The organism is Pyxidicoccus xibeiensis (genome assembly GCF_024198175.1).
Taxonomy (GTDB): domain Bacteria; phylum Myxococcota; class Myxococcia; order Myxococcales; family Myxococcaceae; genus Myxococcus; species Myxococcus xibeiensis.
On record NZ_JAJVKV010000004.1, the window covers coordinates 656,200 to 671,731 of the forward strand.

At 71.5% G+C, this 15,532-nt stretch carries 12 protein-coding genes; 3 read left to right on the forward strand and 9 right to left on the reverse strand.

Going from position 1 to position 15,532, the window contains the following annotated elements:
- Positions 1 to 4: 4 nt before the first annotated feature.
- From LXT23_RS20540 to LXT23_RS20555, 4 genes are all read right to left on the reverse strand, one after another.
- A complete protein-coding gene (locus LXT23_RS20540; RefSeq protein ID WP_253981904.1) occupies positions 5 to 949 on the reverse strand; it encodes a hypothetical protein in 945 nt (314 codons plus the stop codon).
- Between the two features lie 268 nt (positions 950 to 1,217).
- Positions 1,218 to 3,500: a zinc-dependent metalloprotease gene (locus tag LXT23_RS20545; protein WP_253981905.1), complete on the reverse strand. Its 2,283-nt coding sequence runs from the start codon at positions 3,498 to 3,500 to the stop codon at positions 1,218 to 1,220.
- 163 nt (positions 3,501 to 3,663) lie between these two features.
- Entirely contained in the window at positions 3,664 to 5,001 is a 1,338-nt protein-coding gene (locus tag LXT23_RS20550; protein WP_253981906.1) for a sigma-54-dependent transcriptional regulator, read from the reverse strand.
- The gene (locus LXT23_RS20555) at positions 4,976 to 6,286 is read right to left on the reverse strand and encodes a two-component system sensor histidine kinase NtrB (RefSeq protein ID WP_253981907.1); all 1,311 of its coding nucleotides are present in this window, start codon (positions 6,284 to 6,286) and stop codon (positions 4,976 to 4,978) included. The genes LXT23_RS20550 and LXT23_RS20555 overlap by 26 nt, the downstream gene beginning before the upstream one ends.
- Positions 6,287 to 6,449: 163 nt before the next feature.
- On the opposite strand from LXT23_RS20555, the gene LXT23_RS20560 reads away from it, so the two are divergent.
- On the forward strand, positions 6,450 to 7,118 hold the full coding sequence (locus LXT23_RS20560) for a hypothetical protein (protein ID WP_253981908.1): 669 nt from the start codon (positions 6,450 to 6,452) through the stop codon (positions 7,116 to 7,118).
- On the opposite strand, the gene LXT23_RS20565 is transcribed toward LXT23_RS20560, so the two are convergent.
- The gene (locus tag LXT23_RS20565) at positions 7,060 to 9,138 is read right to left on the reverse strand and encodes a prolyl oligopeptidase family serine peptidase (RefSeq protein WP_253981909.1); all 2,079 of its coding nucleotides are present in this window, start codon (positions 9,136 to 9,138) and stop codon (positions 7,060 to 7,062) included. The genes LXT23_RS20560 and LXT23_RS20565 overlap by 59 nt on opposite strands.
- A gap of 155 nt (positions 9,139 to 9,293) precedes the next feature.
- On the opposite strand from LXT23_RS20565, the gene LXT23_RS20570 reads away from it, so the two are divergent.
- On the forward strand, positions 9,294 to 10,022 hold the full coding sequence (locus tag LXT23_RS20570; protein ID WP_253981910.1) for a 2OG-Fe dioxygenase family protein: 729 nt from the start codon (positions 9,294 to 9,296) through the stop codon (positions 10,020 to 10,022).
- A gap of 7 nt (positions 10,023 to 10,029) precedes the next feature.
- The gene (locus tag LXT23_RS20575; RefSeq protein WP_253981911.1) at positions 10,030 to 11,064 is read left to right on the forward strand and encodes an acyltransferase family protein; all 1,035 of its coding nucleotides are present in this window, start codon (positions 10,030 to 10,032) and stop codon (positions 11,062 to 11,064) included.
- A gap of 120 nt (positions 11,065 to 11,184) precedes the next feature.
- Here LXT23_RS20575 and LXT23_RS20580 read toward each other — a convergent pair whose 3' ends face one another.
- From LXT23_RS20580 to LXT23_RS20595, 4 genes are read right to left on the reverse strand one after another with little or no spacing between them, the layout of a single operon-like run.
- Positions 11,185 to 12,342, reverse strand: a complete 1,158-nt coding sequence (locus tag LXT23_RS20580) for an ABC transporter permease (RefSeq protein ID WP_253981912.1) — start codon at positions 12,340 to 12,342, stop codon at positions 11,185 to 11,187.
- 3 nt (positions 12,343 to 12,345) lie between these two features.
- Positions 12,346 to 13,512 (reverse strand): ABC transporter permease, encoded by a 1,167-nt coding sequence (locus LXT23_RS20585; protein ID WP_253981913.1) that lies wholly within the window; start codon positions 13,510 to 13,512, stop codon positions 12,346 to 12,348.
- Positions 13,509 to 14,204: an ABC transporter ATP-binding protein gene (locus LXT23_RS20590; protein ID WP_253981914.1), complete on the reverse strand. Its 696-nt coding sequence runs from the start codon at positions 14,202 to 14,204 to the stop codon at positions 13,509 to 13,511. The genes LXT23_RS20585 and LXT23_RS20590 overlap by 4 nt, the downstream gene beginning before the upstream one ends.
- Positions 14,201 to 15,439, reverse strand: a complete 1,239-nt coding sequence (locus tag LXT23_RS20595; RefSeq protein WP_253981915.1) for an efflux RND transporter periplasmic adaptor subunit — start codon at positions 15,437 to 15,439, stop codon at positions 14,201 to 14,203. The genes LXT23_RS20590 and LXT23_RS20595 overlap by 4 nt, the downstream gene beginning before the upstream one ends.
- Between the last annotated feature and the right edge of the window lie 93 nt (positions 15,440 to 15,532).

Sequence of the window (15,532 nt, forward strand, 5' to 3'; positions counted from 1 at the left end):
CACGTCACAGGCAGAGCCCGCAGTCGAGCAGGCAGTCCCGGTAGGTGACGCCCAGGCCGCAGGACTCGGTGGGCTGGCAGACGCCGTCCCCGCAGTGGAAGACATCCTGGGAGCGCAGCCGCGTGGTGACGGGCCGGTAGCTCCGGCCGCGGTAGCTGCAGCGCGAGTGGTAGGGCTTGAGGAGGCCCGACTCGCAGTACACGTCACAGCTTCCGAGCGGGACGATGGGCGGGCAGTTGTCCTCCACCCGCTGGAGCGGCCCCGGGGACAGCGCGCAGCCGCGCGGAGAGCTCTGGCTCCCCCGCAGCAGCCCCTGGTCACTGGCCACGTAGACGCCCTCACCGGTGAAGAGGTTCCCGAAGAAGCAGGCCTCATGCTGGGAGAAGGCCGCGAGCTCCGCCTGGGTATACGGAATGGACTGTCCCCGGCCATCGAGGCCCAGCACGGAGATGGCCATCGGGTTCCCCGTGTTGGTGGTGTGCGCCGCCAGGCACGCGGACACCACCTGCTGCTCCGCCGTGGTGGCCTGCTGGCCCTGGGCCCAGTCCGGCGCCAGGCCGAGCAGCCCTGCCCACGCATACGTCCTTCCCGTCCTCGGGTTCAGGTAGCTGCGCGTCTGCCCCGCTGGCACCGCGCAGCGCACCACGTAGCGCATCACCATGTCGGCGAGCGCCGGGTCCGTCTGGAACCACGTGCCGAACTGGGAGGAGGTCAGGCCCCGGCTGGACAGGCCGTTGAAAGACAGCCCATTGAATGACAACCCATTGCTGGACATGCCATTGAATGACAGCCCGTTGAATGACAGCCCATTCGCGGACGCCGCCGCCTGCTCGATGGTGCCGGGCTCGTCGGTGGGGTCCCAGGGCCCCTCCTCCACCGGTCCGCAGCCCGGTCCGAACGTCAGCAACGACACCGCGAGCAAACACCCCGTGCGAAGCGAAGGCGACATGCGCTCCCCCTATGTGAGTCTTTGACTTCACCTGCGAAGCCCCGACTGGCTGCTCCAGGGACGTCCGGGCCACATGGCCGGTACCGGGAATGACGTCCCTTCTCGAAATCCTCGCACTGGCGCATGTCTGGGTTGCAGGTCCCAGACCCCGGTGCAGGGCAGCGTCGGTTGAGGGACAGCGACGGCGTGGGGTGCCAGACGCTTACAGGCTCATCAGGGGCAGGACTCCAGCCGGTGGCGGTGTGGCTCCCACCGGCGCGAAGACCCGTCAGCGGTAATAGGGCGAGATGGCGGCGCTGATGCGAGCCACCAGGTCCTCGGCCTGCAGCCGGACATCCCCGCTCAGCGAGGGGAGCTGTGCGGTGAGGACGTCCTGTGCCTCGCGCAGGGCCGCGTAGGAGGCCAGTGACTGCTGGACCTTCAGCACGTCCACCATGGTGCGGCGCGCGCGGTAGCTCCGGAGGCCGTCCTCGTCGAGCAGGATGGCCCTGGCGTCGGCCACCACCAGCGGCAGCAGGGCCGCCGAGCCAGGCGGGTTGGAGGAGAAGGGGCCGCGAGACTCCACCGGGTCCAGGTACAGGCGCGCCAGGATGCGCCACGCGAACTCGTCCGCCCTCGCGGCGTACGTGGCCGGCGCCCCGGCCGGCACCTGCAGCGGCGGCCGCACGGGCGCCATCACCCGCTGATACGCGGTGGCCTGTGACTGGGCAGGGCCCGCGCGCACGAACGTCAGCGGCTCGTTGACCTCGTAGTTGAAAATCGCATGAAAGAGCTCGATGCGCAGCGGGCTGCGCATCCACTCGTCGAGCTGCTCGTGGAACCGGGGGAGGTAGAACTTCGTGAGCGGGTCGTCGAAGCGGTCATTCGGGTTGCAGTACGGGTCCACCCGCAGTTGCTCGTCCGTGCAGAACGCCTGGCCCGGCAGCTGCGTGGACAGGCCATAGAGGTAGCGCACCGCCTGGAGGTCATAGGCGCCCGGCGCGGCCAGGTAGATGGCGTCCTCGGGCTCGGAGTAGTCCATCACCGAGCTGGAGCGCGGGCTGTCCGCACTGCCGTCGTATACCCGCGAGCCCGCGAAGTTGTGCCGCAGGCCCAGCGTGTGGCCGACCTCGTGCAGCACCACGTTCGTGAGGAAGGCCTCCACCTTCTGCTTGCTCGTGAGCTCGGGGGCGGCCGCCGCCAGCGCGAGCCTCCGGACCGAGCGCTGCTCCGCGGAGAGCACCGGCGCCTCCCGGTCGCACAGCGAGCCCCCCTGCAGGCCGGCCCACGACATGGTCAGGGAGTGGACGGGATTCGACGGGGCGGCGAGTGCTTCCGGCTCCTCGCCGAACCAGAGGACGCCGTACCACAGCCACCAGGTGGGCATGTAGATGCTGGCGCCACGAATCTCGCCGGTGTTGGGGTTGGTGCGCCAGTCCGCGAAGGCGGATGGGTAGGTCTCATGGGGGTCGAAGATGAGCGTGTTCTTGTCATCCTCCGCGAAGCCCGACAGGTCATCGGCCACGACGGCCTCCAGCGCCTTGAAGCCGAACGCCGCGTTCCAGCCTTCGATGCCGCGCTTCACCGCGCCCACCACGTCATAGCCCTGGTAGCGGGGGTCGTTCTGCACCTGGAGGATGCCAGGCGTGATGTGCCAGCGGATGGGCTTCATGCCCGGGTGGATGTTCCACTTCGCGGCCACCTGCTCGGTGTCTCCCATGTTGGGGATGAGGCGCTCCAGGCTCCGGAAGTAGTGCTCACGCGGAGGCAACGGGGTGGGGGTGTAGCCCGGGCTCTCGGCATACCTGCGCAGCGAGAGGCTCAGGGTGCCCGAGCGCTGGAACGGGTTGCCCTCCAGGAAGTACGAGGGAAGGTCGACGGGCACGTCCAGGTAGCCCGTGAAGACCTGCTCGAAGCCGATGCCATCCGCCATGCGGCGGAAGCGCTGCGCGAAGCTCAGCTCCACCTGGAAGCGGACCCCGCTCGCGCCGAACAGGTCCCCCATCACCCCGAAGCGGTTGAGCCCCGCCGTCGGGTCGATGAGCACGTACTGGTCCGAGCCCCGCGAGCGGTTGAAGGGGGCATGGTCGGTGACGATGGGATAAGCCTCCACCAGCACGTCCGGGTCGAAGACGTCGCTGACGACCTTGCGGTCATCCACGTCCAGGACGAAGAGCTTGCCGTTCTGCTCCTTGAAGCTCACCACCCGGGTACCCAGGGTCCTCGCCGCGTGATGGCCCATGCCCCCGGGATGGTGCTGCCCGAGGTAGGCGGACATGAACCACCGCTGGCCCAGCTCACCGCGGCGGATGGCCAGGTAGAAGCTGGTGCCTGAGTCCTCCACCACGCCCTGGAGCCGCTGCTCCGCCTGCCGCCGCTGCTCCGCGCTCACCACGCGTGGCACCGCCACGAAGGCGTCCTCCAGCTCCACCGGACTGTCGGTGGCCGGGGGCTCCTCCAGGGGCCGCGAGCCAGGCGTGTTCGTGGGACTGCCGCAGCCCGCGCTCAGCGCCAGGGCCAGGGGTGCGACGCGCAACCACGCGCGCCACGAGGCGAATCCAATGCTCCGCATGAGAGGCTCCAAGGTGGGGATGCGCCCGCCGCACCCCGCTCCCCGGGAACGGGCCTGCCCCCATTGCTTCCCTCCCGGAGCCTTCACGCACGGGGATGACCTTCGGCGGACAACGAGCTCGCGCCCCTCCCGATATGGCCTTCAGGAGAAGACGTTGGGCGGCTCAGGCGTGCGGCCCGAGCCCGTGACGCTTGAGCTTGTCGATGAGCGTCACCCGGGAGATGCGCAGCCGCCGCGCCGCCTCGGACTGGTTGCCGCCGCACTCCGCCAGGGTGCGCTCGACGAGCGCCCGCTCGAAGGCCGCGACCTGCTCTCGCAGGGAGAGGGACGGCTCGGCCCCGGTGGCGGGTGGCGCCGTGGGACGCGCGAGGGCCTCGGCGCCGATGGGGCCGCCTTCGCTGAGTGCGACCAGGCGGGTGACGGTGTTCTCCAGCTCGCGGACGTTGCCGGGCCAGTCCCGCTCGCGCAGGCGCTCCAGCAATTCCGGGGTGAGGTGCACGCCCTCCAGGCCGAAGCGTCCGGCACAGCGGCGGGCGAAGGTCTCCGCGAGCGGGATGATGTCCTCCCGCCGCTCGCGCAGCGGTGGCACGGTGAGCTCCACCACGTTCAGCCGGTAGTAGAGGTCCTCCCGGAAGCGGCCCGCCTTCACCTTCGCGCCGAGGTCCCGGTGGGTGCACGCGACGATGCGCACGTCCACGCGCTCCACGCGGCTGGCGCCCACCGGCTGGAGCTCTCCGTCCTGAAGCGCGCGCAGCAGCTTGGCCTGGATGGTGAGGGGCAGCTCGCCCACCTCGTCCAGCACCAGGGTGCCGCCGTGCGCCTGGGCGAAGTAGCCCCGGTGCGCCTGCGTGGCGCCCGTGAAGGCGCCGCGGGCGTGGCCGAAGAGCTCGGACTCGGCGAGGTCCGCGGGCAGCGCCGCGCAGTTGAAGCGCACCAGAGGGCCCGAGGCGCGCTGGCTGTGGACGTGGAGCAGCGAGGCGATGAGCTCCTTGCCCGTCCCCGTCTCTCCCATGACGAGCACGGTGACGTCCCGCCCCGCCAGCCGCAGGGCCGCGTCCAGCACCCGGCGCAGCGCGGGGCTGTCGCCGATGATGGGGCGCCCGAGCGCGTGCTCCGCCTCCAACCTGCGGCGCTGGCCTCGCAGCCGGTACGCCTCGGCGGCGCGCTCCACGGCGAGCCCCACCTCGTCCACGTCGAAGGGCTTGCTCAGGTAGTCGTGGGCCCCGGCCTTCATGGCGCTCACGGCCGCGCGCTCCGAGCCCTGCGCGGTGAGGACGATGACCGGCAGGTCCGAGTCCCGCTCACGCAGCGCGCGGAGCAGCTGCAGCCCGTCCATGCCGGGCATCACCAGGTCGGTGACGACGGCCTCCACGCCCTCCAGCCGGCCCAGGGCCTCGGTGCCGGAGGTGGCGGTGACGACCTCGTCGCCGTGCTCGGCCAGCACCTCCTGGAGCGTGTAGAGGACGCCGGGCTCGTCATCGACCAGCAGGACCTTCGCCATGGCGTGGGCCTCCTTTCTCGTCGGGCGGCGGCAGGGCAAGGCGCGCCACGGTGCCCTGTCCGGGGTGGCTCTCGTAGTCCAGCGTACCGCCGTGCTGCACCGCCACGGCGCGCGCCAGCACCACGCCCAGCCCCGTGCCCGCCTCACGGGTGGTGAAGAACGGAGTGCCCAGCCGTGCCAGCACCTCCGGCGACATGCCCCGGCCGGTGTCTCGCACGGTGAGGATGACGCGCCCTCCGGAGTCCTCCACGCCCAGCGCCACCGTGCCGCCAGTGGGGGTGGCTTCAATCGCGTTGAGGGTGAGGTTGAGCAGCGCCTCCTTCAGCCGGCGCGCATCCACGTGGGCCCGGGCGCGGGTCGCCGTCGGTTCCACCCGCACGCCGGCCTCACGAGCGCGGCCCTCCACGACGGAGACCACGTCCTCCAGCAGCGGCTCCAGGAGCGTGTCGGTGGGACGCAGGGCGCCGAGCGGACGGGCGAAGGAGACGTACTCCTGGAGGATGGCCTCCATGCGCTCCACCTCGGACTGCACGACGGCGAGGCGCTCCCGGGCCTTGGGCTCGGAGGCCGAGCGGGCCAGGAGCTGGACGAGGCCTTTCACCGAGGAGAGCGGGTTCTTCAGCTCGTGCGCGACGGAGGCGCCCATGGACTCGAGCGCGGCGGCGCGGGCCTCCGCGGCATCCAGGGACTCCGCGCGCAGGCGCTCCAGCAGCGCGCCCGAGCGGCGCCAGGCTTCGGTCAGTCCGGCGACGCTCGCGCGCAGCAGCAGGAGCGACACCAGCAGGAAGAGCAGCCGCAGCCACTCGGCCTGGGGTGAGGGCAGCCGGGGGAAGGGCACGTCCGGCGGAAGCGCGCCCAGCCCGGCGGACAGGAGGACCGTCGCGACGAGCGCTCCCGTGCCCTCGCGGCCCAGGCCGAAGGCGGCGAAGGTGGTGACGACGGGCGCGAAGAGCATGGGCAGCAGGGGGCTGGCCAGCCCGCCCGTCACCGCGCAGCCCGCGGTGATGCCCACGGTGGTGAGCAGCAGGGAGCGGAACAGCCACGCCTCCGGGAAGTCGCGAGCCCGCCCGCGCCAGGCCTCCCAGGTGAAGAAGCCGAGCAGCAGCGTCATGCCCACCGCGAGCACCCGGAGCTGCGCGGAGGGGACACCCGTGCGCCACAGGACGAGCGCCGTCACGCCCATGGCGGGCGCGACCAGGCGAGGCCGGAGCCGGAGGAAGGCGGTGCCCACCGCGCGCACCTGGGCGGCCCGCACGGCGTCATGGGGAGGCAGGGGGGCGAGCATCTCAGGCGGCCTCGCGCACCTGTAAAGCAATCCGACAGGGGCTGTCGGCGCGCTGTGCAGGAACGCGGCGCGCTCGAGGGGCGTGGCGTCCCGGAGCGAGGGATTGCGGGCACATGGCGTCGCACTCTGCCATGGCACGGTGCATGAAATGAGAGGGGTCACCATGAATGACATCCTTCCCTCCCCTCATGTCGACGCTCCCCTCCTTCCCATGCGCCGGGGCCTGCGCGCCGGCCTCACGGCCTGGGCGTGCCTGGCCCTGCTCGTGTCCCTCTCCGGAGTGATGGAGGCGCCACCGCCCTACGTCATCCCGCTGCTCATCTTCGGCAGCGTGCTGTCGTTCGCCGCGGCGTGCGCCGGCTCGCGCACCTTCCGGGCCGCCGTGCTCTCCCTGGACCCGAGATCCCTGGTGCTCTACCACCTGGTGCGCGTGGTGGCTGGCGCTGGCTTCCTCGTGCTGCACCAGCGAGGACAGCTCCCTAGCGCCTTCGCCCTTCAGGCAGGCTGGGGCGACATCGCCGTCGGACTCACGGCGCCGCTGGCGGCGCTCGCGCTGCCCGCGAACACGCGCTTGAAGCGGGCCGTGGTGTGGGTGTGGAGCGTGGTGGGGCTGCTCGACATCGCCTTCGTCGTGTTCAACGCGCAGCGGCTCACCCTCTTCGAGGGCAACGCGCAGCTGATTGCCATGCTGACGCGCTTCCCGTTCTCGCTGCTGCCGCTGTTCATCGTGCCGCTGGTGTTCATCACCCACGGCATCGTGCTGGCGAGGCTCCTCAGTCCATCAGCTGCCGCGCCAGGTACACGTGGTGGAGCGCCCATCGGCGTGCGTTGAGCAGCGGGTCCGAGTCGTTGGAGTGCCCACCGTCGGTGTTCTCGTAATACAGGTACGGCAGTCCCATGGCCTCCAGCCGGGCCGCGAACTTGCGCGCGTGGCCGGGGTGGACCCGGTCGTCCTTGGTGTTGGTGGTGATGTACGGCGTGGGGTAGCGCACCCCTGCCTGGAGGTTCTGGTAGGCCGAGTACTTCGAGATGAAGGCCGCGTCCGCCGGCACCTCGGGGTTGCCGTACTCGCCCACCCACGACGCGCCCGCCGGCAGCTTGTGGTAGCGCAGCATGTCGATGAGCGGGCTCTCGATGACGGCCGCGTTGAGCAGCTCGGGGCGCTGGGTCATCGCCACGCTGGTGAGGACGCCGCCGTTGGAGCGCCCATAGATGCCGATGCGGCGCGGGGTGCTGACCTTCCGGCGGACGAGGTCCTCCATGACGGCGGCGAAGTCGTCGAACGACCGCTGACGCTTCTCGCGCAGGGCGGCCTGGTGCCAGCGGGGGCCGAACTCACCGCCGCCCCGGATGTTGGCGACGACATACGCGCCGCCGCGCTCCAGCCAGAGCTTGCCGACCTCGGGCAGGTAGACGGGCGGCTTGGCCACCTGGAACCCGCCGTAGCCGTACACCAGCGTCGGCACCGGCTCGCCGGACTTCTGCGCCACCGGTCGCACCAGGAAGTAGGGAACCCGCGTGCCATCCTTCGACGCCGCCCAGAACTGCTCCACCCGGTGCTTCGACGCATCGAAGCGCGCAGGCATCGACTTCACCTGCTTCACCGTGCCCGCCGCCGCGTCGGCCAGCCACAGCGCCGTCGGCTCCAGGAAGCCCTGGGACTGCACGAAGAGCCTGTCGTGCGCCGAGGAGGTGGAGACGATTCCCACCGAGGCGTTCTTCGGCAGCGCGAGCCGCTTGCGCGTCCACTTCCCCTTCGCCGGCGTGTAGACGTCGAGCGCGCCCTTCACGTCTTCATACACGTTGACCAGCAGCCTGCCGCGCGTCGCGGCCACCGCCTCGATGGCCTGGCGCGGCCCGGGCTGCAGCAGCAGGGTCGGCTTCGCCGCCGCGGCATCCGCCTTCAGCGCCGCGAGCGGGTACGCCACCAGCGCACCCTGCTTGAACCGGCCCCAGTCCTCCTCCAGCGTGAAGACGACCTGCCCCTCCACGAAGGCCTGGAAGGAGGCCTTCAGCGGCAGCGGCACGCGGACGGGCTCCTCCGCCGCGAGCAGCCAGAACTCGGAGTCGAAGAAGGTCACCGCGCGGTTGACCAGCACGGCCTGGAGCGCGCCCTCCGCGTCGCGCAGCAGCACGGGCCCGGCGTAGACGTCCGTGCGCTGCCCGCGAAAGACCTCGGTCGCCTCCGCCAGCGGCGTGCCGCGCTTCCAGCGCTTGAGCACGTAGGCGTAGCCGGACTCGGTGAGGGTGTCGCCGCCCCAGTCCCGGCCCACGAGCAGCGTGTCCGCGTCCATCCAATCCGAGAACTGCTTGCCCTCGGGCAGCCGGAAGCCTCCCTCCACGAACTTCCCCGTGGCGGTGTCGAGCTCCCGCACCTCCACCGCGTCCTTGCCGCCGTTGGACAGGGAGACGAGGCACCGCTGGTCCGCGGGCGGAAGGCAGTCACTGCCCTTCCACACCTGGTTGGCGCCCTCGGCCTTCGACAGCGCATCCACGTCCAGCACCGTCTTCCACTGCGGGGCCGGGCTCGCGTAGCCGTCCAGCGAGACGTGGCGCCAGACGCCGCGGGGGTTGGCCTGGTCCTGCCAGAAGTTGTCCACGCCGCCCGCGCGGAAGTCGGGGGTAGGAATGCGGTCGGTGGCGGTGAGGAGCCGCAGCGCCTCCGCGTGGAAGGACTCGAAGCGCGGGTCCTTCTCCAGCACCGCCAGCGTCTTCGCATTCTGGGCGCGCACCCACTCGAGTGCGCGAGGGCCCTGCACCTCCTCCAGCCACAGGAAGGGGTCCTCCGAGGCAGCCGCCACGGGAGCGGTCAACAGCCCGGTCAACAACGATGCGACATACAGCCTGCTCATGTCCTCTTCTCCCAGTGCCGGAGGCGGGCCTCGAACACCCCGGGGCCGTGGCCATTCCCCGGAGGCAACTCCTTTGAACTCCAGGGACTCACGCTACGGAGGCTGCTGCGCCTTGTCATGGTCTGGCGAGCGCACCGCGTGTATCACTTCATTCCATGAGCTTCTCGCCGCCCGTCACGCCTCCCTCGGAAGTCCTCGCCACCCTGCGCGGCCGTGGCTACGCCGTCCTCAGCCGCGCGGGCCTGTGCGAGCTGGTGGAGACACCCGCCTCCGAGCTCGATGCGCTGGTGCCGACCTGGAACGACCTGCCGCCCGACACGTACCTGCGGGATGGCGGGCGCTACCGCTCGCGCCGGCACTCCTGCTTCGTCGTCGAGGGCTCCGCCCTCCGCCAGGTGCCGCACCGCGCGCACTGGCAGCCCGTCGAGTACAACGCGCTGCACGGCGGCCTGGAGCGCTGGTTCGAGCCGATGGCCCCGTCCGTCATCGCCCGGCCCGTCTGGTCGAAGCTGCTGAGCGGGATTGCCGCGTGCGGCTCGGCGCTGAAGGGGGCGCAGCCCTGGTACGTCGAGGCGCACCAGTTCCGCATCGACACCACGGACGGCATCGGCCGGCCGACGCCCGAGGGGGCGCACCGCGACGGCGTGGACTTCGTCGCCGTGCTGCTCGTCGGCCGTGAGGGCATCAAGGGGGGAGAGACGCGCGTGTTCGAGGCCGCGGGCCCCAATGGCCTCCGCTTCACGCTGACCGAGCCCTGGTCCGCGCTGCTGCTGGACGACGAGCGCGTGATTCACGAGAGCACGCCCATCCAGCCGCTGGGCGGCGTGGGCCACCGCGACACGCTCGTGCTGACGTTCCGCTCCAAGGGGTTCCAGGGCCCGTGAAGGGTTTGTGTCCGACTGCTTCCGCCGGTATGACGCAGGGGTGACGCCCCCTGGACGAGTGCCGCTGTTCGAGAACGCCCGCGGCCTGCTCATCGTGCTCGTCGTCGTCGGGCACTCGCTCGAGCCGCTCATCGGCCGCGAGCCGCTGGCGAAGGCGCTCTACACCGGCCTCTACCTGTTCCACATCCCCGCGTTCGCGTTCCTCTCGGGCCACCTGTCGCGCGCGGAGCTGGACCGCAAGGTCGTCCTCGGCATCGCGTGGTCCCTGCTGGCGCCGCTCGCCATCTTCCAGGCGCTCTACGTGGCGTTCGACGTGTGGGTGCTCGAACGGCCGTGGACACCGCAGTGGCTGGTGCAGCCGTACTGGGTGCTCTGGTTCCTGTGGAGCCTCGCCTGCTGGCGGCTGTTGCTGCCGCTGCTTCGCCGCGTGCCCATGCCGCTGGGAGTGTCGGTGGCCATCGCGCTCGGGGCCGGGCTGATTCCGTGGGTGGGCTACCTGTTCGGCGTGTCCCGGACGCTCGTGTTCCTGCCGTGCTTCGTCGCGGGCCATGTGGTGCGGCGGGAGTGGCTGCTGTCTCCCAACCCGGCATGGGAGCGGGGCATCGCGCTCGCGGTGTTCGCGGTGCTGGGTGGCTTCGTCTCGGCCCTGGCCCTGGGAATGGTCGCCGCGCCGGACCTGCAGTGGCTGTACGGCAGCAGCGGCTACCGGGCGATTGGCGTGGCTCCGCTGTCCGGAATCTCGATGCGGCTCGGGTTCCTCGGCTGCGCGCTCGCGCTCACCTGGTCCTTCTTCATGCTGTGCCCCCGAGGCGATGGCGCGCTCACCCGCTTCGGTGGACGGAGCCTGGCGCCGTTCCTCCTGCACGGCTTCTTCGTGCGTGGCCTCGCGAAGGCGGGGCTGTTCTCCGCGCTGCACGGCGTACAGGGGGTGGCGCTCGCGATTGCTGGCGGCGCACTGCTCGCGGTGCTGCTGGGTCACCCGCTCGTCGTCGGGCTCACCCGGCCGCTGTGGGAGCCACGGTGGCTGTTCCAGCGAGGCTGACCCGCGCCGGGGAGTGGAGCTGCTCGCGCATATATAATGATGCGGGCTCGCGGCCCTCCGCCGGTGCGGGAAATGTCGTCGCGGGTCCTCCCTGCACACCCCATGTGCGCGGAGCCTGCCTCAGGCCCGCAGCGCATCGAGGATGGACAGGCGCGCGGCGCGCAGCGCGGGCAGCAGCCCACCGACGAGTCCCATCAGCGTGCCGAACAGCAGCGCGCCCACGACGATGCCGGGCGTGGGCGTGAAGCCGAAGCTCACCTCCGCGAAGGTCTGGAAGTTCAGCGTGCGGATGTGAATCCACCGCGTGGCCAGCGCCCCCAGTGCGCCCAGCACGCCGCCCGCCGCGCCCAGCATCGCGGACTCCACCACCACGCTGGCCAGCACGCTGCGCCTCCGGAAGCCCACCGCGCGCAACATGCCCAGCTCGGCGATTCGCGTCGCGACCTGCGCGTACATCGTAATCATCGCCCCCAGCACCGCGCCCACGCTGAAGACGAAGGACACGAACAGCCCCAGCACGCGGATGAAGGTGGCCAGCCCACTGGCCTGGTCCGCCCAGTAGCGGGGCTCCGGCTTCGCCTCCAGCGTGAAGCGCGCGTCCTCCCCCACGCGACGCACGAAGGCGTCCATGTCCTCCGCCGAGCGCAGCCGCACCAGCGCGGAGCTGTACTCCGGCCGCCCGAAGGCCGAGCCCAGCCGCGAGGCGTCTCCCCAGAGCTCCGACTCGAAGGCGCCCGCTCGCGCCTCGAAGACGCCCACCACCGGCCACCGCTGCTGGGCGAAGCGCAGCTCGCCGCCCAGCGTCGCCTCCGGTGACGTGCCCACCAGCGCGCTGCCCAGCGCCACCTCGTTCGTCCCTGGCCGAGGCGCGCGCCCCGAGACGAGCCGCACCTCCGGCCGCGCCGCGAAGCTCTGTGGCCCCACGCCCCGCGCGGTGGTGTTCATCGCCTGCCCGCCGTCGCGAGGCAGGGCCACCAGCACCACCAGCTCACCGGCCACCAGCGGCGCTCCGTCCGGCCCCGACGCCACCGCCGGGTCCGTGGCCAGCACGCGCACCGCGTCCCGCTCCACCGCGCTGACCAGCTCGCCGGTGGCACCCTTGCGGAGGATGACGGCGTTCGCCGGGTCGCCTCCGGCGGCGAGCGCGGACTCGATGCCGTTGGCCAGCATCAGCACTGCGGAGAAGACGAACACCACCAGTCCCAGGCCCAGCACCGTCAGGCCCGTGGACAGCCGCCGGGCCCAGAGGCTGCGCGCATTGTAGAAGAGCGGCACCATGGCTCAGGCCACCTTCCTCAGGCCCTCCGCCACGGGCAGGCGCACCGCGCGCAGGGCGGGCACGGCTCCGGCCAGCAGCGACACCGCCAGCGCCGCGAGCACGGACAGCACCAGCGTGCGCACCTGCATCACGTTGTCCGGGAGCTGGCCGAACTGCGAGGCGATGAGCCGCGCGAAGCCATTCACCAGCGAAGGTGCCGCGAGCACGCCCAGCGCCGCCGCCGCCAGGCCGATGACGGCGGACTCGGCGAGCACCAGCAGCACCACCTTCCCCGGGCGGAAGCCCATCGCGCGCAGGGTGGCGAGGTCCCGGGTGCGCTCGCGCACGCCCATGGCCAGCGTGTTGCCGATGACCAGCAGGATGATGAGCAGGATGACGGTGGACACCACCCGGATGGCGGTGACGATGGCGGACGACATGGCCACGAAGCCGAGCTGGAAGGCGCGCTCGCTCTCGGTCTTCGTGGGGTACGGGCTGTTGGCGAACATCCCGTCGATGGCGGCCGCCACCTCGCCCGAGCGCGCCGGGTCATCCACGCGCACCGCGTAGATGCCAGCCTGGTCCTTGGCGGCCTCGGGGAGCTGCGCGCTCTCGTTGAGGCACGGGTAGCTGAAGACGAACAGCGTGGTGTCCGCCCCGGGGCGTGTGCCGGTGTAGATGCCGCGCACGTTGAAGGTCCAGTCCCCCGGATATATCTGGCCCTTGAGCGTCACCCGGTCGCCGGGCTTCCAGCCGAAGCGCCGCGCCAGCTTGTCGCCTATCAGCGCGCCGCACGGGTCGCTCCGGAAGGCGGAGAGTTGCCCGGAGGGAGCGGTGAACTCGGGGAAGACCTCCAGGAACGTGGAGGCATCCACGGCGAAGTTGGCGAAGAAGTCCTTCTGCGTCTCGCCGAGCGTGCCGCCGAACCACTCCTGGTGGGTGATGGCCGTCACCCCGGGCAGCGCGGCGATGCGCGCGTAGTAGGAGAGCGGCAGCGGCTGGGTGATGGACACCTTGTTGCGGACGATGAGCCGGTCCACCTGCGCCGCCTCCGCGCCGAAGTAGAAGAGGTCGATGACGGTGCGCAGGAAGATGAAGGCCGTCACGCCCACCGCGCCCGCGAGGATGGTGAGCCCCAGGCGCAGCGGGTTGCGCAGCAAGTCCCGCCACACGAGCCGGCCGAATGTCACTGGAGCACCCCCTTCTCCAGGTGGTGCACGCGCTCGGCGCGCTCCGCCGCGTGCGGGTCGTGCGTCACCATGACGAGCGTCTTGTGCAGGTCGCGGTGGAGCACCCCGAAGAGGTCCAGCACGGCCTCGGCCGACTTGCGGTCCAAATCACCGGTGGGCTCGTCCGCGATGATGAGGTCCGGGTCGGTGACGATGGCTCGAGCGATGGCCACGCGCTGCTGCTCGCCGCCGGAGAGCTGCGGTGGGCGATGGCCCACGCGGTGGGACAGGCCCACCAGGTCCAATGCGGCCGCGACGTGCCGGCGCCGCTCGGCGCGAGACAGCGGCGACAGGAGCAGCGGCAGCTCCACGTTCTCCGCCGCGGTGAGCACGGGGATGAGGTTGTAGAGCTGGAAGACGAAGCCCACGTGCGCGGCGCGCCAGTCGCTCAGCTCGCGGTCGTCCAGTTCCGCCAGGTCGCGTCCTGCCACGGAGACGACTCCCGTCGTGGGCCTGTCCAATCCGGAGATGAGATTGAGCAGCGTGGACTTGCCGGAGCCGGACGGGCCCATGAAGGCCACGAAGGCGCCGGTGTCGATGGTGAGGTCCACCGCCTCCAGCACGGGCACCACCACCGTGCCGCGCCGGTAAGTCTTGGAGACGCCCTCCAGGCGGACCATGGGGAGCGAGGCTGGCACGGCCTCAAGGCTCATCCGCTCCCCGCTTCCACCTTCACGCGCCGCCCCTCGCGCAGCCGCCGTGCATCCGGTGCCGCGACGACCTGGGTTCCCGCCGGTGGGCCCTGCTCCAGTGCGACCTCCTCACCCACGCGTGGCCCGACTCGCACCGGCTGCCGCTCCAGCTTTCCGTCCTTCACGACCCAGACCGCGGGCCCGCCCTCGCCATCCACCACCGCGGTGGCGGGGACACGCGGTGGCGTTGCCTTCGGGTCCAGGGCGTCCGGGGGCAGCTCGCTCCTGAGGAAGGACACCTTGGCGCCCATGTCCGGCAGCGCGCCCTTCGGTACTTCCTGGAAGCGCACCATCACCGTGGCCGTGGCCTTGGAGCGGTCGATGGCGGGGCGCACCGTGCCCACGCGCGCGGGGAAGGCCTGGTCCGCAAAGGCATCCAGGAAGATGAGCGCCGGCTGTCCCGCGCGGATGCGGGAGAGCTGCTCCTCGCTGACCTCGGCCTCGACTTCGAGCGCGTCCAGGTCGACCAGCTCGATGATGCCGCCGAGGTTGGTGCCCTCCAGCGCGGCCGGAGCGAGCACGGCGCCCTCGTCCGCGAGCTTGCGCGCCACGGTGCCGGTGAAGGGTGCGCGCACCACGGTGTGCGAGAGCATCAGGCGCGCGGCCTCGCGGGCGCGGCGCGCGACGCCGAGCTGGGCGCTGGCCGCGTTGAGTTCCTCGGAGGTGGCGCTGCCGGCGGTCTCCACGTCCAGCAGCTCCGCGCGCGGGATGACACCCTGCTTCGCGAGGTTGCGGGTGCGCTCGGTCGTGCGCCGTGCGTTGGCGGCCTGGGCGCGGGCAGCGGCCAGGCGGGCCTCGGCGGCGCGGACCTCGGCTTCGGCGCGCGCGAGGGCGACCCGGGCGTCGCGGTCATCCAGGCGGGCGATGACCTGCCCCTCCTTCACGGGCTCGCCCTCCTCCACCGCGACGTCGACGAGGCGGCCCGCGACCTGTGGCGCGATGACAGAGCGACGGCGTGAGTCGACATAGCCGGCGGCGGACAGCTCGGTCTGCTGCTCGCCTGGGAGTGGCTCGCGGACCTCGACCACGCGGACGGTGGGGGCGCGGCGGGAGAAGGAGACGCCGAGCAGGACAAGGACGGCGAGCAGCAGCGCGGCGGGGATGAGCCAGCGCAGCCTGCGACGACGCTTCAGCGGTGCGGCCGAGCGGTCGATGCGGAGCGCGCTCAGGGGGTTGTGCGGCGGGGCTTCTGCCACGGCTGTCTCCCGGCGGGGGCCACGGGCCCTCCGGAAGCAAGGTACGGAGGCGTCAGGGGCCGTGCTGGAGCCGGTGGCTGCTTCCCTCGGGTT

Coding starts and splice junctions, on each gene's coding strand:
- LXT23_RS20540 (WP_253981904.1), bottom strand. CDS start 949: ATGTCGCCTTCGCTTCGCACGGGGTGTTTGCTCGCGGTGTCGTTGCTG.
- LXT23_RS20545 (WP_253981905.1), bottom strand. CDS start 3,500: ATGCGGAGCATTGGATTCGCCTCGTGGCGCGCGTGGTTGCGCGTCGCA.
- LXT23_RS20550 (WP_253981906.1), bottom strand. CDS start 5,001: ATGGCGAAGGTCCTGCTGGTCGATGACGAGCCCGGCGTCCTCTACACG.
- LXT23_RS20555 (WP_253981907.1), bottom strand. CDS start 6,286: ATGCTCGCCCCCCTGCCTCCCCATGACGCCGTGCGGGCCGCCCAGGTG.
- LXT23_RS20560 (WP_253981908.1), top strand. CDS start 6,450: ATGAATGACATCCTTCCCTCCCCTCATGTCGACGCTCCCCTCCTTCCC.
- LXT23_RS20565 (WP_253981909.1), bottom strand. CDS start 9,138: ATGAGCAGGCTGTATGTCGCATCGTTGTTGACCGGGCTGTTGACCGCT.
- LXT23_RS20570 (WP_253981910.1), top strand. CDS start 9,294: ATGAGCTTCTCGCCGCCCGTCACGCCTCCCTCGGAAGTCCTCGCCACC.
- LXT23_RS20580 (WP_253981912.1), bottom strand. CDS start 12,342: ATGGTGCCGCTCTTCTACAATGCGCGCAGCCTCTGGGCCCGGCGGCTG.
- LXT23_RS20590 (WP_253981914.1), bottom strand. CDS start 14,204: ATGAGCCTTGAGGCCGTGCCAGCCTCGCTCCCCATGGTCCGCCTGGAG.